Genomic DNA, 20295 nt, shown 5'->3' with positions numbered 1-20295 from the left:
GCCAGGCTTTCCCACTGGAGGCTGGGGGCTGGATGCTGGCGGCTCGCGACCAGCCACCAGCTTGCACGAACCCCGGGCAACTGGCAGATTGACCGATTGTTTTCCAGCCAGCCATCGCCACCTCGATCCGCGCGCCTCAGCATGACAGCCACCATCGTCCCGATCCATTCCGATCTGCCCCGTCCCGAACACGGCGGGCGGCTGCGTCAGGCCGCCGCGCGCTACGACATCCCGCTGACCGACTGGCTCGATCTCTCGACCGGTATCAACCCCAATGCCTGGCCGGTGCCGCCGCTGCCGCGTGCGCTCTGGGCGCGGTTGCCCGAGACCGGCGATGGGCTGGAGCAGGCGGCGGCGAGCTATTACGGCGCTTCCGGCGCGCTCGCGCTCGCCGGCTCGCAGGCGGCGATCCAGGGCCTGCCGCAGCTGCGCGCGCCCTGTCGGGTCGGGGTGCCCGAGGTCGGCTACCAGGAGCACGCCCATGGCTGGCGGCGGGCCGGTCACCAGTTGGTGCGCCTGCCCGATGGCGATCCGCGTGGCCGGATCGAGGCCGACGTCGCCGAGCCGCTCGACGTGCTGGTGGTGATCAACCCCAACAACCCCACCGGGCGGCGCTGGTCGCGCGAGACCCTGCTGAGTTGGCATGCGGCGCTGGCCGCACGCGGCGGCTGGCTGGTGGTCGACGAGGCCTTCATGGATGCCTCCCCCGAGCACAGTCTGCTCGATGCGGTCGGCCGACCGGGTCTGGTGGTACTGCGCTCGCTCGGCAAGTTCTTCGGTCTGGCCGGGGCGCGGGTGGGTTTCGCCTGGACCGAGGCGCAGTTGCGCCAGCGCCTCGACGCCTGGCTCGGTCCCTGGACGCTGTCGGGACCGGCGCGCGAGCTGGCGCGCCTGGCGCTGCTCGATACCGCCTGGCAGGGCTCGGCGCGGTTGGCGCTGGCGCGCGACTCGGCGCGCCTGGCGGCGTTGCTCGATCGTCACGGGCTGACGCCGAGCGGTGGCAGCGCGCTCTTCCAGTGGGTGCGGACCCCGGCAGCGGTACGTCTGCACGAGGCGCTCGCCCGCCAGGGCATCCTGGTGCGCTTGTTCGAGCAGCCGTCGAGTCTGCGCTTCGGTCTGCCCGGGGACGCGGCCCAGTGGCGCCGCCTGGAGCGTGCGCTGGCCGGACTGGCGGTGTCCGAGGGTGCCTTCGGGTGAGGCCGTTGTGGCTGAGCGTGCCCGCTGCCGCCGTGGTGGCGAGGGATGGGCCGGTGCGCTCGGTATGGATGACGTCGAGCGATGTACCCGCCGAACCGAGTGCGCTCGATGGCGAGCGGATCGCGTTGCCCGAGTGCGCTCCGTGCGGCGCGGTGCTCTCGGTGCACCGGCTCGACGTGCTGCTGAGTATCGGTCGACATGCCGCCGAGCGGGCGCGGCTCGCCGGGGTCGCGCGGTTGCGCGGCGAGGGTCCGTTGTTGCGGGTTGCGATACCGCCGCTCGGTGATCCCTACCCATGGCTCGCCCGGCACGGTGATCCGGTGCTGGTCGCGTTGGTGGGGTTGTGCGTCGCCGCCGGGCAGATCGGGCTGCGCGCCACCGTCGACCCGGCGGTGGCGCGCGCCGCGCGCGCCCTGCACCCGGGGGTGGCGCCCTGGCTCGATCATGCGCCGCCGCCGTGCCCGGTGCCGGTGGCGGCGCGGCGCCCGGCGCCGACACGCCCGCCGCTGGTGCTGGCCGGCTGAGCGCGGCCGCACCACGCTGGGGGGCGTCCGTCTATCCCCGCTCGAACCCGATCTCGCAGCTGTCGGGGTGCGCCGGCGGCGCGTCCTCGAGGATGCGCCGCTTGCCTTCCAGCAAGAAGTCGATCGCCCGTTGCAGGTCGGCCTGGGCGACGCGCTGCTCGGACTCGGGACGCATCGCCGCGTAGGAGGCGGCGAGCAGTACCGCGTTCTGGATGTCGCCACCGGCGGCGCCCTCGGAGTGCGCGGCCAGATCCTGATGGTCGACGTCCGCGGCCAGCGGCAGCTCGGCGGGGATGTGTGCGGCCCAGAGACGCGCGCGCTCGTCGGGGCCGGGGAGCCGGAACTCGACATGGGCGAGCATCCGTCGCAGGAAGGCGGTGTCGTAGTTGCCGACCAGGTTGGAGGCGAAGATCACCGCGCCCTCGAAGTTGTCGAGTTCGATCAGGGTGGTGCTGCGCGCGACATTGATGCTGTTGTCGGCCGATTGCGAGATGTCGCGCAGCCGTCGCCCGAGGATCGAGTCGGCCTCGTCGAAGAACAGCAGCGCGCCGCTCTCGCGCGCGCGGGCGAAGGCCGCCTGGATGTTCTTCGGCGTCTCGCCGACATACATCGACTCCAGCTCGGCATAGCTCACCCGCAGGATCGGTCGGTCGAGCAGATCGGCGATGGCATCGGCGGCGAGGGTCTTGCCGGTACCCGGCGGGCCGTAGAAGTTGAGCGCCAGGCGTCGCCCGGTGCGCGCCACCGCCGCCAGGTTCCAGGTGTCGTAGATCAGCCCCTGGGCGAGCAGCACGTTGGTCGCCTCGCGGATGCGGGTGAGGGTCTCGGGGTCGAGGATGAGTTGGTCGAGGCGGTGACGGGGGCGCTCCGGGGTGATCCAGTCGAGCCGTGGCGTGACCGTGGGGGCGGCGCTTGCCGCCTCGGGGGTGGCCGGTTCGGTCGTGCTCGACTCGGCGAGGGCCTCGGGCTCGGGCGTCAGCCCGGCGGCGCGGGCGATCTCGGGGTCGATCGGCGCACCCTCGGGGTTGGCGTGGGCGCGGCGCGCGAGGGTGGCCTGCCAGGGGTTGAAGTCGATGCGGACCTTGGGGCGCAGCAGTGCGCCGGGGAAGCGGCTGCGCGCGAGGGTGCGCCCGAGGCGCTTGATCAGCGCGTTGGTGGCCGCCGGTTCGGCCTCGATGGTGTAGGGCTCGCCCTGCTCGCGACAGCGCGGGCAGTCGTACATGGGCACGCCCACGGCCTCGATCAGCGGGTGGCCGGGGAGGCGCTTCTCGCCCTGGAGGACGAGTTCGAGCGGGCAGTCGTGGGTCGGGCAGCGTGGAGTTCGGTTGATCAGTGACATGGTCGCGGGTCTGGGCGCCGGCCTGGTGTGGCCGGCGCGACTGTGGGCCGTGGATCAGGGATGGTGGGTGAACACCAGGTTCAGCATGGTCAGCGAGACCACCAGGAACAGCACCGTCATGATACCGCCGGCGCGCAGGAAGTCGGCCACCCGATAACCGCCCGGTCCCATCACCAGGGCGTTGACCTGATGGGTGGGGATGAGGAAGGAGTTGGAGGTGGCGATGGCCACGGTCAGCGCGAACAGCGCCGGATCGGCGCCGACCCCGAGCGCCATGTTGACCGCCAGCGGCACCAGCAGCACGGTGGCGCCGACGTTCGACATCACCAGGGTGAAGGCGGTGGCGAGGATCGCGAGCACCGCCTGCACCACCCACACCGGCACCGCCCCGAGCGCCCCGAGCGCCTGATCGGCGATCCAGGCGGCGGTGCCGCTCTGCTCCACCGCCAGCCCCAGCGGGATCAGCGAGGCGAGCAGGAACACCGTCTTCCAGCTCACCGCCGCGTAGGCCTCCTCGATCGACAGCACCCCGGTGAGCACCATGCCCACGGCGCCGGTGAGCAGTGCGACCGACAGGCGCAGGTCGGTGAACAGGATCAGCCCGAGGGTGAGCACGAACAGCGCCAGCGCCACCGGGACCTTGTGCGGGCGCAGCGCCTCGTGCGGGTACTCGGTGGTGACGACGACGAAGTTGCGGTCGCGCTCGAGCCGTGCCAGATCGGCCCAGGTGGTGTGCACCACCAGCGCGTCGCCGGCGGCGAAGGGGGTGTTGCGCACCCCGCCGGTGGTGTAGTTGATGATGCTGCCGCCGCGATGGATCGCCAGCAGCGACAGCCCGTAGGTCTTGCGCAGCCACAGATCGCGCGCGCTCTTGCCGATCAGCGCCGAGCCCGGCGGCACCACCAGCTCGGCGATCCCCGCCCTGGACTCCGAGACGACCTCGGCGAAGTGGTCGAGTTCGGCACTGCGTTCGAGCCGGTTGGCGGCGACGAAGGCGTCCATCGCCGGTGCGGTGCCGATCAGCGCCAGGCGGGTGTCGGCGGCGATGCCGAGGGCGCGGTTGACCCCGTCGGCGCCGACCCTGAGCCCGTCGCCCTTGTCGAGCGCGACCACCCGCACCGTCCAGGTGCGCTCCATGTCGTCGACGCTGGTACCGACCAGCGGGCTGTCTGCCGGTACCCGCAGCTCGTGGACCGCGCAGCCGTCGAGTTGATAGGTCTCGGCGAGATAGGCGCGGGTGGTCGCGGCCTCGTGCAGCTCGGTCTCGCCGCTCCCGCCGCGCGGCAGCACCAGGCGCCCGGCGATGACGAAATAGAGGATGCCGGTGATCAGCAGGGCGATGCCGATCGGGGCGACGTCGAACAGCGCGAAGGTGCGCAGCGGCGCGCTGTCGGCGGGGAGGGCGTCGTTGGCCTGGAGGATGAGGTCGTTGAGCAGGATCAGCGGGCTCGAGCCGACCATGGTGATGGTGCCGCCGAGGATGGCGCAGAAGCCCATCGGCATCAGCAGTCGCGAGATCGGTAAGCGGGTGCGCGCGGCGATGCGCCCGACCACCGGGATGAACAGCGCCGCGGCGCCGACGTTCTGCATGAAGCTCGAGATCACCCCGACGGTGCCCGAGACCAGCGGGATGATGCGCGTCTCGGTGGCGCCGCCGAGACGCATGATCAGCCCCGCCACCCAGGACATGATGCCGGTGCGATCGAGTCCGGCGCCGACGATCATCACCGCGATGATCGAGATCACCGCGTTGCTGGCGAAGCCGTCGAACAGGCGCTCGGGTGCGACCAGTCCCTGTTCGAGTCCGATCCAGGGTGCGACCAGGCTGCTCAGACCGAGCAGTACCATCACGCTGATCGCGGCGACGTCGACGCTCACCACTTCGAAGGCGAAGAGGAAGACGGTGAGCAGCAACACGGCGCTGACCCAGGCGATCTCGACCGAGGGGACGATCCCGGCGAGATAGATGGCGAACAGGGTGAAGAGTGCGGCGGCCAGGTGCTCCCTGGGCAGGGCGCGGATGGCGTCGGTCATCGGAGGTCCTCCTCTCGGCGCGGGCGATGGGTGTGAACCGGCGATCGATCATACATTAACGTTTGCTTATATTTTTCGCTTTTTTCGTCGGCCTGTTAGCCTTGCCGCGATGAAGCGACATGCCCTGATGCTGGTGGTGATGGCCGTGCTGGCGAGCGCGGCGGGGGGAGGCGCGCGCGCCGCGCCCGAGGTCGAGGTGGCGAGTGCGCTCACCCGGCTGGCCGCGCGGCACGACTTCACGGTGAGCGGGATCGAGCAGGCGCGCGGACGCCACGGGCGGCTGCGCGAGGGCGCGCTGGAGCGACGCCTGCGCCATCTGCTCGCCGGGATCGATCATGTCATCCTGCGCACCGCCGATGGCCGCGTGCAGCGGGTCATCCTGCCCGGCGGTCGGGGGGCGGTCGCGACGGCCTCGGTGGCATTTGCGCCGGCGCCGCGACCGCCGGCGGTGCTGGCGCTGCGCCGCAAGGGCGCGGCACTGGTGGTGGTGCTGACGCTCGAGTCCGCCGAGGGGCGGCCGAGGCCGCAGCCGTTGCTGGTCGATTCGGGGGCCGCGCGCACCCTGCTGCCGGCGCCGCTGTGCGCCGAACTCGGGCTCGACCTGGAAGGGGTGGCGCCGGTCGCGATCGCGCTCGGCGACGCCGAGGTGCGGGCGCTGCCGGGGCGGCTGGCCGCGGTGCGCGCCGGTCCCAGGCGTCTGGTCGAGGTCGAGGTGGGCTGTGTCGAGGGGCGCGCGCTCGGCGGCAACGCATTGCTCGGCGAGGATCTGCTCGGGCGTCTCGGCGCTCGGCTCGATCGCGACGGCGCGCGTCTGGTGCTCGATCCCGCGCCGGGCGACTGAGTGGTCTCAGAGGATGCTCGGTCCCGCCTCGGTCTCGTCCTCGGGATCGAGCGCGACGCGATACTGCTCGACGGCCTCGACCGCGCTCTCCAGGACGCCGAAGCGGGCGATGTGATAGAGCGCCTCGCCCTCGGTGACCAGCGGCAGGTTGGTGCGACCGATGACGATGCCGCTGCAGGGCGCGCGCACCGGCTCGTCGGCGGGGCGGAAGGGGTCGGTGAGCACCCCCAGGGTGTCGCCGCGCTCGACCTGGGCGCCGAGCGCGGTGAGCGAGAGCAGCACGCCGCTCTGCGGGGCGCGCACCCACAGGCTCGAGCGCGCCACCACCGGGGCGCGCACCCGGGCGCGGCGCCCGCCCGAGGCGCGGATCATCCCCAACCGTCGCATCACCCCGAGGATGCCGCGCACCCCGGCGCGGATCGAGAACTCGTCGAAGCGCAGCGCCTCGCCGGCCTCGAACAGCAACAGCGGGATGTCGTGCTCGGCGGCCACCGCGCGCAAGGAGCCCGGGCGTGGGTCGGCGTCGAGGATCACCGGCGCGGCGAAGGCGCGCGCCAGCTCCGAGGTCTCGGGGCTGGCGTCGAGGGTGGCGCGGATCTGGGGCAGGTTCTCGCGATGCAGCGCACCGGTGTGCAGGTCGATGCCGTGGGTCGCCTTGGTGACCACCTCATTGATCAGGGTGGCGGCCAGGCGCGCGGCCAGCGAGCCGGTGTCCGAGCCGGGGAAGCTGCGGTTGAGATCGCGTCGGTCGGGGAGGTAGCGCGACTGGCGGACATAGCCGTAGACGTTGACCACCGGCACCGCCAGCAGGGTACCGCGCAGGTGACGCAGCGCCGGATGGGCGAGCAACCGGCGGATGATCTCGACGCCGTTGATCTCGTCGCCGTGGATCGCCGCGGTGATGAACAGCCGCGGGCCGTCGCGCCGCCCGCGCAGCAGGTGCACCGGCATCGCCACCGGGGTCTGGGTGTAGAGGTTGGGCAGGGTGAGGTCGATGCGGGTGCGCTCGCCCGGCGAGATCTCGTGCCCGGCGATACGCACTGGCTCGGTCATGAGCGCTGCTCAGCCCTGCCCACGGGTGCGGGTCTTGCCGGCGGCGGCGTTCTTCTCGATGAAGGCGATCACCTGGTCGGCGACGTCCTTGCCGGTGGCCGCCTCGATGCCTTCCAGCCCGGGCGAGGAGTTGACCTCCATCACCACCGGGCCGTGGTTGGAGCGGAGGATGTCGACGCCGGCGACGTTGAGCCCCATGATCCGCGCCGCGCGGGTGGCGGTGGAGCGTTCCTCGGGGGTGATGCGGATCAGCGAGGCGCTGCCGCCGCGATGGAGGTTGGAGCGGAACTCGCCGGCCTTGGCCTGACGCTTCATCGCCGCCACCACCTTGTCGCCGATGACGAAGCAACGGATGTCGGCGCCCTTGGCCTCGCGGATGTACTCCTGCACCAGGATGTTGGCCTTGAGTCCCATGAAGGCCTCGATCACGCTCTCGGCGGCCTGCTGGGTCTCGGCGAGCACCACGCCGATGCCCTGGGTGCCCTCGAGGAGCTTGATCACCAGCGGCGCGCCGCCGACCATCTTGATGAGATCGGCGATGTCGTCCGGGGCGTGGGCGAAGCCGGTGATCGGCAGCCCGATGCCCTTGCGCGAGAGCAGCTGCAGCGAGCGCAGCTTGTCGCGCGCGCGGGTGATCGCCACCGACTCGTTGAGCGGGTAGACGCCCATCATCTCGAACTGGCGCAGCACCGCGGTGCCGTAGAAGGTCACCGAGGCGCCGATGCGCGGGATCACCGCGTCGAAGCCGGTCAGCTCCTCGCCCTTGTAGTGGATCGAGGGGGCGTGCGAGGTGATGTTCATGTAGCAGCGCAGCACATCGAGCACCTTGGTCTCGTGGCCGCGCGCGCGCGCCGCCTCCACCAGTCTGCGGGTGGAGTAGAGCGAGGGGTTGCGTGACAGGATTGCAATCTTCATCGCATTCACTGGTCCCTGATGAAGAAAAAGGACCGGGGCGTTGTTCCCCGGGTGGACGACCCTCCCTGGTCGTTGCCGGACACGCCGGCGTCAGTCCAGGTGGCGCGGTTCGGGCTGCTCGAACAGGGTAACGATCAGCAGGATGACGACCCCGATGCTGATCGCGCTGTCGGCGACGTTGAAGGCCGGCCAGGGGTTGAACAGGTCCATCGGCAGGAAGGGCAGATAGACCTGGACGAAGTCGATCACATGACCGAGCACCACCCGGTCGATCAGGTTGCCGAGCGCACCGCCGAGCAGCAGCGCCAGTGCCGCGGCGCTCCAACGCTGGTCGCGGCGCAGCCGCCCCAGCCAGATCACCAGCGCGACGCTGACGGCCACGGCGATCAGCGCGAACAGCCAGCGCTGCCAGCCGCCGGCACCGGCGAGCAGGCTGAAGGCCGCGCCCTCGTTGAACACCAGGGTGAGGTGCAGGGTCTCGGTCAGCGCGATCACCTGGAAGGGATCGAGCAGACCGTAGACCAGCCACTTGCTGGCCTGGTCGAGGACCAGCACCAGCAGCGACAGCCACAGCCAGGAACGGGCGCCGGACTCAGCCATAGCGGCGGGTCTCGCCGGCGCCGGCGACGTTCTCGACGCAGCGTCCGCACAGCTCCGGGTGCTCGGCATCGGCGCCGACGTCGGCGCGGCGGTGCCAGCAGCGCACGCACTTGGGGTGGCTGCTCGGCGCGACCATCACCCGCAGCCCCTCGAGCTCGGTGTCCTGGGCCTCCGCGGGCGCCCGGTCGAGCGGCTCGAGCCGCACCGCCGAGGTGATCAGTACGAAGCGTAGCTCATCCTCCAGCCGCTCCAGGGTGGCCAGCAGCTCGGGCGCGCAGTAGAGGGTGAGTTCGGCGTCGAGGGCGGCGCCGATCGCGCCGTCCTTGCGCGCGGCCTCCAGCGCCGGGCCGGTGGCGGCGCGTACCGCGATCACCTGATCCCAGAAGGCGCGGCCCAGCGGCTCGTCCTCGGCGAGGGTGAACAGCCCCGCATACCACTGCTCGATGAACGGGGTCTCGCCGCGCTCACCGGGGATGTGGCGCCAGATCTCGTCGGCGGTGAAGCTCAGGATCGGTGCCATCCACCGCGCCATCGCCTCGATGATGTGATACATCGCGCTCTGACAGGAGCGTCGCGCCAGGCTGTCGGCCTGGGTGGTGTACTGACGGTCCTTGATGACGTCGAGATAGAAGCCGCCGAGATCGACTACGCAGAACTGCTGCAGCTTCTGGCAGATCAGGTGGAACTGGTAGTCGTCGTAGGCGGCGACGATCTCCTGCTGGAGACGCGCGGCGCGATCGACCGCCCAGCGGTCGAGGGCGAGCATCTCGGCCGGGTCGATCAGGTCGCCGGCCGGGTCGAAACCGTTGAGGTTGGCGAGCAGGAAGCGCGCGGTGTTGCGGATGCGCCGGTAGCTGTCGGCGGTGCGTTTGAGGATCTCGTCGCTGACGCTCATCTCGCCGCGATAGTCGGTGCCCGCGACCCACAGCCGGATGATGTCGGCACCGAGGTTCTTGACCACCGTCTGCGGGCTGACCACGTTGCCCTTGGACTTCGACATCTTCTCGCCCTTGGCGTCGACGGTGAAGCCGTGGGTGAGCACCTGGCGATAGGGCGCGTGACCGTGGATCGCGGTGGAGGTCATCAGCGAGGACTGGAACCAGCCGCGGTGCTGGTCCGAACCCTCGAGATAGAGATCGGCCGGGCGACCGAGTTCGGCGCGGCGGTCGAGCACGCAGGCGTGGGTCACCCCGGAGTCGAACCAGACGTCGAGGGTGTCGTGCACCTTGTCGTAGTGCGCGGCCTCCTCGGCGCCGAGGAGTTCGGCCGGATCGAGCGCGAACCAGGCCTCGATGCCCTCGCGCTCGACGCGCTCGACGACCTGCTCGATCAGTTCGGCGGTGCGCGGGTGCAGCGCCGCCGTCTCCTTGTGGACGAACAGCGGGATCGGCACGCCCCAGGTACGCTGGCGCGAGATGCACCAGTCGGGACGGCCCTGGACCATCGCCTCGATGCGGTTGCGACCCCACTCCGGCAGCCACTCGACCTTGGCGATCTCGCCGAGTGCCGCGGCGCGCAGTCCGGCCTGCTCCATGCTGACGAACCACTGCGGGGTGGCGCGGAAGATGATCGGCGTCTTGTGGCGCCAGCAGTGCGGGTAGCTGTGGGTGATGCGGGTCTCGAGCAGCAGTGCGCCGCGCGCCTTGAGCACCTCGAGCACGTGCTCGTTGGCCTTGAACACGTGCTCGCCGGCGAACAGCGCGGTGTCGGGCAGGAAGCGCCCGTCGCCGCCGACCGGGTTGTCGACCGGCAGGCCGTAGCGCTGACCGACGAGATAGTCGTCGAGACCGTGGCCGGGGGCGGTGTGTACCGCGCCGGTACCGGCGTCGAGGCTGACGTGCTCGCCGACGATCACCGGCACCTCGCGATCGTAGAAGGGGTGGCGCAGGCGCAGCCCCTCGAGATCGATGCCGCGGGCATAGCCGAGCACCCGGTAGCGCTCGATGCCCCAGCGGTCCATGGTGTCCTTGAGCAGGCCCTCGGCGACGATCAGCCGCTCGCGCCCGCCCGGGGCGTCATCGTGCTCGGCCTCGACCACCACGTACTCGAGCTCGGCGTTGAGCGCAACGGCCTGGTTGGCCGGCAGGGTCCAGGGCGTGGTGGTCCAGATCACCACCGCCGCCGGGCCGCTGCCGGCACCGTCGGGGGCGGTGTGACAGCGACCGTCGAGGGCGTCGGGGTCGACCAGCTGGAAGCGCACGTCGATGGCGATCGACTGCTTGTCGGCGTACTCGACCTCGGCCTCGGCCAGCGCCGAGCCGCAGTCGACGCACCAGTGCACCGGCTTGAACCCCTTGTGGACGTGCCCATTGTCGATGATGCGGCCGAGCGCGCGGATGATGTCGGCCTCGAAGCCGTAGTCCATGGTGAGATAGGGGTTGTCCCAGTCGCCGAGCACGCCGAGACGCTTGAAGTCGGTGCGCTGACCGTCGACCTGGCGCGCGGCGTAGTCGCGACAGGCGCGACGGAACTCGGCGGCGCTGATCTTCTGACCCGGCTTGCCCTTCTTCTTCTCGACCTGGAGCTCGATCGGCAGACCGTGACAGTCCCAGCCCGGCACGTAGGGGGCGTCGAATCCGGTCAGGGTGCGCGACTTGACGATGATGTCCTTGAGCACCTTGTTGACCGCGTGGCCGATATGGATGTCGCCGTTGGCGTAGGGCGGGCCGTCGTGCAGCACGAAGCGCTCGGCGCCGGCGCGGGCCTCGCGGATACGCGCGTAGAGATCCATCGATTCCCAGCGTTTGAGCATCTCGGGCTCGCGCTGCGCCAGGTTGGCCTTCATCGCGAAGCCGGTCTTGGGAAGATTGAGCGTCTGTTTATAGTCTGTCACGTCGATCTCAGCGGGTCGGAAAGAGTGGGGCGCGCCGTCCCGGGGCGCGCGTTCGGGGCAAGCTACAAGTCGCCCCGATGATAATCAAGCGGGGGCGTCAACCGTCGGTGGCGCGCCTGGGCCCTGTGTTGACCGCCCGGGTCCCGGTCGCTAGCTTACGGCCACGCCGGAGACCGGCGCAGGTGTGGCGCGCTGTGTGGTGTCGGTGCCGTGCGCGACACGAGATCGTCGGTGAGTCGGCGTGACGCGAGCGGGCCGGTTCGAGTGTCGGGTCCAGTGTCGGTCAATGCAGGTTGCGCCGTGAGCGATAACACACAACACAAACCCAGGCTGCGGATCGGGATGTTCGTGCATCTCGATCTGCCCTGGATGGCGCACCCCTTCTTCACCAGCAGTTTCAAGATCCGCACCCGCAAGCAGCTCGAGACGCTGATGCAGCTCGATCTCGGGCGGGTGCGGGTCGATCTGGCGCGCAGCGACCCGGAGCCGGAGGACCTGCCGGCGGACGACGAGCCCGAGGGCGACGGTGACGCCGAGGTACGCGATCAACTGCGCGCCGATCTCGAGGCCTCCCTGTGGGAGGAGAAGAACGCGCGCATCCGCGTGCTCAAGGATCGGCGCAAGCGGCTCAACCTCTGCGCCAAGCGCTACCGCCAGTCGGTGGTGCTGGCGCGCAAGCTGATGTCGCACCTGCGCTCGGCCCCGGCGCAGGCGGCCGAGGAGGCCGACGCGCTGGTCTCGCAGATGGTCGAGGACCTGACCGCCGATCACGAGGCCACGGTGCAGCTGGTCAACCTCAAGAGCCAGGACGAGAACACCTATCATCACGCCATCAACGTCATGGCGCTGGCGCTGGTGCTCGGGCGCAAGCTCAAGCTCGATCGCGAGAACCTGCGCCTGCTCGGGCTCGGCGCGCTCTTCCACGACCTCGGGCTGCAGCGCATCCCTTCACAGATCCTGCACAAAAAGGGCGACTGGAACAAGCCGGAACGCGCCCTCTACGAGCAGCACCCGCGCTACGGGGTGGAGATCGCCCAGGCCATCGGCACCCTGCCCGATGCGGTGATCGAGGTCATCGGCCAGCACCACGAGCACCTCGACGGCAGCGGCTACCCGGACGGGCTGAGCGGCAAGGCGCTCGGCGCGCTGACCCGCATCGTCAGCGTGGTCAATCGCTACGACAACCTCTGCAACGGTACCTATAACGGACGCGGACTGTCGCCGCACCAGGCCGTCTCGAGCATGTACACCAAGGACCGCGCGCGTTACGACCCGCGGGTGCTGACCACCCTGATCACCAATCTCGGGGTCTATCCCCCGGGCACCGTGGTGCGGCTCGAGGACGAGCGCGTCGCGGTGGTGATCTCGATCAACCCCGACGACCTGCTCAGGCCCAACGTGCTGGTCTACTCACCCGAGATCCCCAGCGATCAGGCGCTGATCCTCGATCTCTCGGAGGAGGAGGGCGCGATCCGCGAGAGTCTGCACCAGTCCGAGCTCACCGAGGACATCATCGAGTATCTCAACCTCTCCGACAAGCTGAGCTATTACGTCCAGTCGAGTCCGGCGAAGGGGCGCTGAGCCGTGCTCGGTGGTGCGCGACTCCGGGTTGGCGTAAGTTGAACTCGAACCAGGGGGTCCGCTCCGCGGCGCCGGGCACCTGTCCGGGCGCCCGCGATCTGGCACAATGCGCCGCCTGCGCGTCGGGCCTGCGCCGGTTCGAACCCATCCCGCCCATCGGTCACGGTAACGAGAACATGTCCTATCCGACCATCGAAGACTTCGTCGGCAACACGCCGCTGGTGCGTCTGCAGCGTCTGCCCGGCGAGACCTCCAACCTGATCCTCGCCAAGCTCGAGGGCAACAACCCCGCCGGCTCGGTCAAGGACCGTCCCGCGCTCAACATGATCCGTCGCGCCGAGGAGCGCGGCACCATCCGCCCCGGCGACACCCTGATCGAGGCCACCAGCGGCAACACCGGCATCGCGCTGGCGCTGGCGGCGGCCATCCGCGGCTATCGCATGGTGCTGATCATGCCCGAGAACATGAGCGCCGAGCGCCGCGGGGCGATGCGCAGCTATGGCGCCGAGATCATCCTCACCCCCGCCACCGGTGGCATGGAAGCGGCCATCGATCTCGCCCTGGAGATGGAGGCGCGCGGCGAGGGCGTGCGTCTCGACCAGTTCTCCAACCCCGACAACCCCGAGGCGCACACCCTCGGCACCGGCCCCGAGATCTGGCGCGACACCGAGGGGCGGGTGACCCACTTCGTCAGCTCGATGGGCACCACCGGCACCATCATGGGCACCGGGCGCTATCTCAAGGCGCAGAACCCGGCGGTGCAGGTCGTCGGCGTGCAGCCGGCCGAGGGGGCGAGCATCCCCGGCATCCGCCGCTGGCCCGCAGCCTATCTGCCCAAGGTCTACGATCCGGCCGGGGTCGATCGCATCATCGACGTCACCCAGCAAGAGGCCGAGGAGACGATGCGTGCGCTGGCCGCGCGCGAGGGCATCTTCGCCGGCGTCTCCTCGGGCGGTGCGGTGGCCGCGGCGCTGCGTCTCTCCGCCGAGGTCGAGGACGCGGTGATCGTGGCGATCATCTGCGACCGCGGCGACCGCTATCTGTCGACCGGGGTGTTCCCGGCCTGAACCCAAATCATCCATAAACGAACGAGTATCCAAGTCCGTGTCGAGAAGAAAACGCAAGCCGCTCCCCCAGGACCCGGTCGAGGTCGAGATCGAGAGCCTGACCCACGAGGGTCGGGGCCTCGCCCACCTCGACGGCAAGGCCGTGTTCGTCGACGGCGCCCTGCCCGGCGAGCGCGTCCGCTTCCAGTACACCCGGGTGCAGCGTCGCTACGACGAGGGCCGGGTGGTCGAGGTGCTGCACGCCTCGCCCGAGCGGGTCGAGCCGCGCTGCGCGCACTTCGGGGTGTGCGGCGGCTGCTCGCTGCAGCACCAGGACACGGCGGCGCAGATCCGCGCCAAGCAGGCCAGTCTCGCCGACGTCTTCACCCGCATCGGCAAGGTCGAGCCCGAGCGTTGGCTCGATCCCCTGGTGGCCGATCATTGGGGCTACCGGCGCAAGGCCCGGCTCGGGGTGCGCCGGGTGGAGAAGAAGGGACGCACCCTGGTCGGCTTCCGCGAGCGCGGCAACGCCTTCCTCGCCGATCTCGAACGCTGTCCGGTGCTGCATCCGGCCGTCGGCGAGCGGCTGGTGGAGATCGGCGCGGCGATCGACGCGCTGAGCATCCGCGACCAGGTGCCGCAGATCGAGGTCGCCGTCGGCGACAGGTCGTGCGTGCTGGTGTTCCGCGTGCTGCAGACCCCGACCGACGCCGACCTGGAGGTGCTGCGCGCGCTCGGCGAGCGCGAGGGCTACCACATCTATCTCCAGGAGGGCGGCCCGGAGACGGTGCGCCCGCTGCCCGGGCACGAGATCGACCTGTCCTACAGCCTGCCGCGTCACGGCCTGACCCTGGAGTTCCTGCCCAACGACTTCACCCAGGTCAACCTCGAACTCAACCGCGCGATGATCGACCAGGCGCTCGGTCTGCTCGACGTCCAGCCCGACGAGACCGTGCTCGACCTGTTCTGCGGGCTCGGCAACTTCACCCTGCCGCTGGCGCGCCAGGCCGCCAGCGTGGTCGGGGTCGAGGGTGACGCCGGACTGGTGGCGCGCGCCGAGCGCAATGCCGCGCGCAACGGCATCGACAACACCCGCTTCCACACCGCCGACCTCTACGGCGAGCTGGAACTCGAACCCTGGATGCGCGAGCGCTTCGGCAAGGTGCTGCTCGACCCGCCGCGCAGCGGTGCGCTGCAGGTGCTCGACTGGCTGCCGCGGCTCGGTGCCGAGCGTATCGTCTATGTCTCCTGCTACCCCTCGACCCTGGCGCGCGACGCCGATCGCCTGGTCAACGGGCTCGGCTATCGGCTGCGTGCCGCCGGGGTGATGGACATGTTCCCGCACACCGGACACGTGGAGTCGATGGCGCTGTTCGAGCGCGCCTGAACGGACGCGGCGGGCATTGCCCGCCGTGCATCCTGGAGGTCAGTCATGGCAATCGAGATCGAACGCAAGTTCCTGGTGCGCGACGCCGGCTGGCGCGAGGCGGTCAGCCGCAGCACCCGCATGGTGCAGGGCTATCTGGTGGCCGAGCCGGGGTTGACGCTGCGGGTGCGGATCGCCGGCGAGCAGGCCTTCCTCACCCTCAAGGGGGCGAGCCGCGGCATCGCCCGCGCCGAGTACGAGTACCCCGTCCCGGTGGCCGACGCCGAGGCGATGCTGCGTGATCTGGCCTGCACCGCGCTGGTCGAGAAGGTGCGTCATCTGGTGACGGTCGCGGGCCGGGTGTGGGAGGTCGACGAGTTCGCCGGGGCCAACGCCGGACTGGTGCTCGCCGAGCTCGAACTCGAGGACGAACGGGCCGTCTTCGTCCGCCCCGACTGGCTCGGCGAGGAGGTCAGCGACGACCCGCGCTACTTCAACGCGCGCCTCGCCCGTCACCCCTACCGCGACTGGTGAGCGGCGCGCGGTCGCTCGCGCTCGGCGCCGCCGCCGTGCTCGGCGGCTGCGCCCGGGGGGCGCGCGAGGACGCGGTGATCCGCTTCGCGGTGGCGCGCCCGCCGCGCAACCTCGATCCCCGTCTGGCCACCGACGCCACCTCCGAGCGGGTCAACCGGCTGCTCTATCGCACCCTGGTACGGCTCGACGCGGCCGCCCGGCCGGTGCCCGGGCTGGCGCGCTGGGAGCAGCTGGGGGCGACCCGTTACCGCTTTCGGCTCGGCGAGCAGGGACGTCTGTTCAGCGACGGCAGCCGGCTCACCGCGCACGATGTCGTCGCCACCCTGGCCTCGATCCGCGCGCCGGGCTCGCGCTCGCCGCACCGCGCCGCGCTCGCCGGGATCGCGGCGCTGCGCGCGCGCGACGACGACACCCTGGAGCTGGCGCTGCACGCGCCCGACGCGGCGCTGCCGAGTCGGCTGGTGCTCGCGGTGCTGCCGGCGGCGGCGATCGCCCGCGACCATCCCTTCGTCACCGCGCCGATCGGCAGCGGACCGCTGCGTCTGGTCGAGCGACCCGGCCCCGACGCGCTGCTGCTCGAACGCTGCGCCGACGGTCAGCGGATCGCGCTGGTGACGGTACGCGACCCCAGCGTGCGGGTGATGAAGCTGTTGCGCGGCGAGGTCGATCTGTTGCAGGGCGATTTGCCGCCCGAGCTGGTCGATCATCTGGCGCGCGCGCCGGGCATCGCGGTGCGCGCCGTGCCCGGCGCCAACCTCTCCTATCTCGGTTTCAACCTCGAGGACCCGCGCACCGGCTCCCTGGCGGTGCGTCGCGCCATCGCCCAGGCGATCGACCGCCCCCTGCTGATCGACACCCTGCTCGGTGGTCGCGCGCGACTCGCCGAGTCGATCCTGCCGCCCGAGCACTGGGCGGGGCGGGGCGATCTCGCGCCCTGGCCTCATGACCCCGAGCGCGCCCGAGCGTTGCTCGCGGGCGCCGGGTTCGGCCCCGGGAACCCGTTGCGCCTGACCCTCAAGACCTCGAGCGATCCCTTCCGGCTGCGCCTGGCCGGGGCGCTGCAGGCGCAGCTCGCCGCGGTCGGGATCGCGCTGGCGGTGCAGGGGCACGACTGGGGGACCTTCTTCGGCGACGTCAAGGCCGGGCGCTTCAGCCTCTATGCGCTGACCTGGGTCGGGGTGCAGAGCCCGGACATCTTCCGCTACGCGCTGCACTCCGAATCGCTGCCGCCGGGGGGCGCCAATCGGGGGCGCTATCGCAACGCCTCGGTCGACCGGCTGATTGCGACCGCGGCGCGCGCGCCCTCGCTTGCCGCCGCGCGCGCGCCCTATGCCGCGCTGCAGGCGATCGTCCATGCCGAGCTGGCGTTGGTGCCGTTGTGGTACGAGGATCAGGTGGCGGCGCAGCGCGCGACCATTCGCGGCTATCGACCGGCCGGCGACGGCAACTATGATGGGCTGGCGCAGGTCGTGCGCGTCCCGGTCGCAGCAGAGGAGGAGTGATGAGCGAGCGCCGTATCCTGATCGATGTCCCTACCCAGACCCTGACCCTGTCGGCCGGCACGCGCGTGCTCGCCCGCTACCCGGTCTCGACCGGGCGCAACGGGGTCGGTGAGCGCAACGGCAGCGGTTGCACCCCGCGCGGGCTGCACCGGGTGCGCGCACGCATCGGCGATGGCTGCGCGCCGGGGACGGTGTTCCGGGGCCGCCGACCCACCGGCGAGATCTGCGACGCGGCGCTGCGCGCCGCCCACCCCGGGCGCGACTGGATCACCACCCGCATCCTCTGGCTCACCGGCTGCGAGCCGGGGCGCAACCGCGGCGGCGAGGTCGACACCCTGCGCCGCTATATCTACATCCACGGCACCCCGCCGAGCGAGCCGCTCGGCGAGCCGCGCTCGCACGGCTGCATCCGCATGCACGACGCGGGGCTGATCGCGCTCTTCGATCAGACCCCGGTCGGTACCCCGGTGGAGATCCGCGGCTGAGATGGGCGCGCTGCTCGGGCGTCTCGGCGAGGCGGCGGCGAGCCTGCTCGGGGTCTGCACCCTGGTGTTCCTGCTCATCCATCTGGTGCCGGGCGATCCGGTGGCGGCGATGCTGGGGGAGGGCGCGCGCGCCGTCGACCAGGCCGAGCTGCGCGCCGCGCTGGGGCTCGATCGGCCGCTGTGGACGCAGTACCTGGACTATCTCGGCGGGCTCGCGCGGCTCGATCTCGGGGCCTCGCTGCACAGCGGTCGGGCGGTGACGGCGCTGCTCGCCGAGCGCGCCGGGCCGACCCTGGAGCTGGCCGTGGCCGCGCTCGCCCTGGCGGTGGTGGTGGCGCTGCCGCTCGGGGTGCTGGCGGCGCTGCATCAGGGGGGATGGATCGATCGCGTCGCGATGGGCTTCTCCATGCTCGGCGCGGCGATCCCCAACTTCTGGCTCGGGCCGCTGCTGATCCTGGTCTGCTCGCTGTGGCTCGGGTGGACGCCGGTGAGCGGGCGCGACGGGCCGCTGTCGCTGCTGCTCCCGGCGCTGACCCTGGGCACCGGGCTGGCGGCGGTGCTGGCGCGGATGGTGCGGTCGAGCCTGCTCGAGGTGCTCGGCGAGGACTATGTGCGTACCGCCCGCGCCAAGGGCGCGGGACCGGCGCGGGTGTTGTGGCGCCACGCCCTGCGCAACGCCTGGTTGCCGGTGCTCACCCTGCTCGGGCTGCAGTTCGGCGCGCTGCTCGGCGGTGCGGTGATCACCGAGACGGTGTTCGCCTGGCCGGGGCTCGGCAGCCTGGTGGTGGAGTCGATCCAGGCGCGCGACTACCCGCTGGTGCAGGGCGCGGTGCTGGTGATCGCGCTCGCCTATCTCGTCGTCAACACCCTCACCGACCTGCTCTATCTCGCCCTCGATCCGCGTATCCGCAGCCGTTGATCACTCCGAGTAGCGTCCACGCGAGTTGGCGTCGCGCACGTCGCGGGCGTAGTAGCTCAGCTGTCCCATCGGCACCACCGTCACCCCGCCGGGGCTGATCTGGAAGCGTGCGGCGTCGCGGTCGCGGTCGAAGCCGATGCTGTCGCCCGGCTCGATCATGTTGTGACGATCGACGATGACGTTGCGCAGCCGGGCGCCGCGCCCGATGCGCACGTAGTCCATGATCACGCAGTTGTCGAGCTCGACGTCCTCCTCGATCACCGTCTCGCGACGGATGATCGAGTCGCGCACCCGCGCCCCCTCGTGGATCACCGTGGCCGCGCCGAGCAGGGTGTTGCGCACCTCGCCGCCGAGCAGCTTGGCCACCGGGCCCTGGTAGTTGCTGGAGAAGATCGGCCACTCGGGGTTGAACATGTCGAAGGCGGGATCGGCGCCGAGCACGTCCTTGTGGGCGTCGAAGTAGGCGTCGATGGTGCCGACGTCGCGCCAGTAGACCTGGTCCTCGTAGGGTTGGATGCCGGGGATGCGGTTGGTCGAGAAGTCGTAGGCGTAGAGCCTGTGGGTGCGCAGCAGACGCGGCAGCACGTGCTGGCCGAAATCGGTCTCGCCGGCGTCGCGACAGGCCTTGAGCGCCTCGAGCAGCACCTCGGTGTCGAAGATGTAGTTGCCCATCGAGGCGAAGGCCATCGCCGGGTCGTGGGGCATCGGGGTGGGGGAGGCCGGTTTCTCCTCGAAGCCCTGGATGCGTCCCTCGGGATCGGCGGCGATGACGCCGAAGCTTGCGGCCTCGGCCAGCGGCACCGGCAGCGCGGCGATGGTGACGTCGGCCTGGCGCTCGCGATGGAAGGCGAGCATCTGGCGCACGTCCATGCGATAGATGTGATCGGCGCCGAACACCGCGACCCGGTCGGGGCGGTGTTCCTCGATCAGGTTGATGTTCTGGTTGACCGCGTCGGCGGTGCCCTGGAACCAGTGCTGCCCGGAGAGCATCTGCGGCGGCACCACGGTGACGAACTGGCTCTGCAGCAGCGGCGAGATGGTCCAGGCCTTGCGCACGTGCTCGATGAGCGACTGCGACTTGTACTGCACCAGCAGATAGATGGTCTGGATCTGCGAGTTGACCAGGTTGCTGAGCACGAAGTCGACGATGCGATAGCGCGAGCCGAAGGGCACCGAGGGTTTGGAGCGGGCGGCGGTGAGCGGCTGCAGGCGCGAGCCCTGGCCGCCGGCCATGACGAAGGCGATGATGCGATCGGTGTTCATAGTGTGCTCTCCTCCGGGCCCGTGCCGGGCGGTCTGTTGTCGTGGCGGTGGTGCTGCATCCCGGCCGGACCGATCGGGGCCGGATTCTTGCGCCGATCATAAACCTGTCACCTTAAGGTTTCTTGATGATCGTCATCGATGCGTCCATCTCTGTGCAAAAGGGGGCATGGAGGTCCGGAATCGGGGCGCGACGGGCGATCGACGACCGTCAGCGGTTAAACTAGACGGTTTTCCAGTCGTGTGGACCCATCCCGGTGCCGCGT

17 protein-coding genes are annotated in these 20295 nt (G+C 70.6%); 10 read left to right on the top strand and 7 right to left on the bottom strand.

What is annotated here, in order from left to right:
* The first annotated feature begins 141 nt into the window (after positions 1-141).
* Complete coding sequence (cobD, locus tag ACAM26_RS14330; protein ID WP_369613946.1) at positions 142-1197, top strand: threonine-phosphate decarboxylase CobD; 1056 nt, start codon at positions 142-144, stop codon at positions 1195-1197.
* A 68-nt stretch (positions 1198-1265) separates the two neighbouring features.
* Positions 1266-1721, top strand: coding sequence for a hypothetical protein (locus ACAM26_RS14325; protein WP_132229710.1), 456 nt, complete (start codon positions 1266-1268; stop codon positions 1719-1721).
* A 31-nt stretch (positions 1722-1752) separates the two neighbouring features.
* Here the strand turns inward: ACAM26_RS14325 and ACAM26_RS14320 are convergent, their stop codons facing one another.
* Together ACAM26_RS14320 and ACAM26_RS14315 are read right to left on the bottom strand one after the other, a co-directional pair.
* On the bottom strand, positions 1753-3060 hold the full coding sequence (locus tag ACAM26_RS14320; protein ID WP_369613945.1) for an ATP-binding protein: 1308 nt from the start codon (positions 3058-3060) through the stop codon (positions 1753-1755).
* Between the two features lie 54 nt (positions 3061-3114).
* Positions 3115-5094 (bottom strand): SLC13 family permease, encoded by a 1980-nt coding sequence (locus tag ACAM26_RS14315; RefSeq protein ID WP_369613944.1) that lies wholly within the window; start codon positions 5092-5094, stop codon positions 3115-3117.
* Positions 5095-5203: 109 nt separating this feature from the next.
* Here ACAM26_RS14315 and ACAM26_RS14310 point away from each other — a divergent pair, with 109 nt between their 5' ends.
* Positions 5204-5935: a retroviral-like aspartic protease family protein gene (locus tag ACAM26_RS14310; RefSeq protein WP_369613943.1), complete on the top strand. Its 732-nt coding sequence runs from the start codon at positions 5204-5206 to the stop codon at positions 5933-5935.
* A 6-nt stretch (positions 5936-5941) separates the two neighbouring features.
* Here ACAM26_RS14310 and ACAM26_RS14305 read toward each other — a convergent pair whose 3' ends face one another.
* From ACAM26_RS14305 to ileS, 4 genes are all read right to left on the bottom strand, one after another.
* The gene (locus ACAM26_RS14305; RefSeq protein ID WP_369613942.1) at positions 5942-6988 is read right to left on the bottom strand and encodes a succinylglutamate desuccinylase/aspartoacylase family protein; all 1047 of its coding nucleotides are present in this window, start codon (positions 6986-6988) and stop codon (positions 5942-5944) included.
* A 9-nt stretch (positions 6989-6997) separates the two neighbouring features.
* Positions 6998-7903 (bottom strand): 30S ribosomal protein S6--L-glutamate ligase, encoded by a 906-nt coding sequence (gene rimK / locus ACAM26_RS14300; protein ID WP_062273506.1) that lies wholly within the window; start codon positions 7901-7903, stop codon positions 6998-7000.
* Between the two features lie 90 nt (positions 7904-7993).
* Complete coding sequence (gene lspA, locus ACAM26_RS14295) at positions 7994-8503, bottom strand: signal peptidase II (RefSeq protein ID WP_123141297.1); 510 nt, start codon at positions 8501-8503, stop codon at positions 7994-7996.
* Positions 8496-11336 (bottom strand): isoleucine--tRNA ligase, encoded by a 2841-nt coding sequence (ileS, locus tag ACAM26_RS14290; protein ID WP_369613941.1) that lies wholly within the window; start codon positions 11334-11336, stop codon positions 8496-8498. The genes lspA and ileS overlap by 8 nt, the downstream gene beginning before the upstream one ends.
* Before the next feature lie 300 nt (positions 11337-11636).
* Between ileS and ACAM26_RS14285 the strand changes: the two genes are divergently transcribed.
* The 7 genes from ACAM26_RS14285 to nikB all read left to right on the top strand — a co-directional run bounded on the left by ACAM26_RS14285 (position 11637) and on the right by nikB (position 18769).
* The gene (locus tag ACAM26_RS14285) at positions 11637-12917 is read left to right on the top strand and encodes an HD-GYP domain-containing protein (protein ID WP_369613940.1); all 1281 of its coding nucleotides are present in this window, start codon (positions 11637-11639) and stop codon (positions 12915-12917) included.
* A gap of 176 nt (positions 12918-13093) precedes the next feature.
* Complete coding sequence (gene cysM, locus ACAM26_RS14280) at positions 13094-13984, top strand: cysteine synthase CysM (protein ID WP_123141294.1); 891 nt, start codon at positions 13094-13096, stop codon at positions 13982-13984.
* Between the two features lie 37 nt (positions 13985-14021).
* Complete coding sequence (gene rlmD, locus ACAM26_RS14275) at positions 14022-15350, top strand: 23S rRNA (uracil(1939)-C(5))-methyltransferase RlmD (protein WP_123141293.1); 1329 nt, start codon at positions 14022-14024, stop codon at positions 15348-15350.
* 45 nt (positions 15351-15395) lie between these two features.
* Positions 15396-15863, top strand: coding sequence for a CYTH domain-containing protein (locus ACAM26_RS14270; RefSeq protein WP_123141292.1), 468 nt, complete (start codon positions 15396-15398; stop codon positions 15861-15863).
* Positions 15860-17365, top strand: a complete 1506-nt coding sequence (locus tag ACAM26_RS14265; protein ID WP_369613939.1) for an ABC transporter substrate-binding protein — start codon at positions 15860-15862, stop codon at positions 17363-17365. Before ACAM26_RS14270 ends, ACAM26_RS14265 begins: the two co-directional genes overlap by 4 nt.
* Positions 17365-17850: a L,D-transpeptidase gene (locus tag ACAM26_RS14260; RefSeq protein WP_132229722.1), complete on the top strand. Its 486-nt coding sequence runs from the start codon at positions 17365-17367 to the stop codon at positions 17848-17850. The genes ACAM26_RS14265 and ACAM26_RS14260 overlap by 1 nt, the downstream gene beginning before the upstream one ends.
* A 1-nt stretch (position 17851) precedes the next feature.
* On the top strand, positions 17852-18769 hold the full coding sequence (gene nikB / locus ACAM26_RS14255; RefSeq protein ID WP_369613938.1) for a nickel ABC transporter permease: 918 nt from the start codon (positions 17852-17854) through the stop codon (positions 18767-18769).
* Here nikB and ACAM26_RS14250 read toward each other — a convergent pair whose 3' ends face one another.
* Complete coding sequence (locus tag ACAM26_RS14250; protein ID WP_123141288.1) at positions 18770-20032, bottom strand: glucose-1-phosphate adenylyltransferase; 1263 nt, start codon at positions 20030-20032, stop codon at positions 18770-18772.
* Positions 20033-20295 lie beyond the last annotated feature (263 nt).

The sequence above is a fragment of the Marichromatium sp. PS1 genome, assembly GCF_041155115.1.
GTDB lineage: Bacteria > Pseudomonadota > Gammaproteobacteria > Chromatiales > Chromatiaceae > Marichromatium > Marichromatium gracile.
This window is presented reverse-complemented; position numbering and strand designations above follow the sequence as displayed.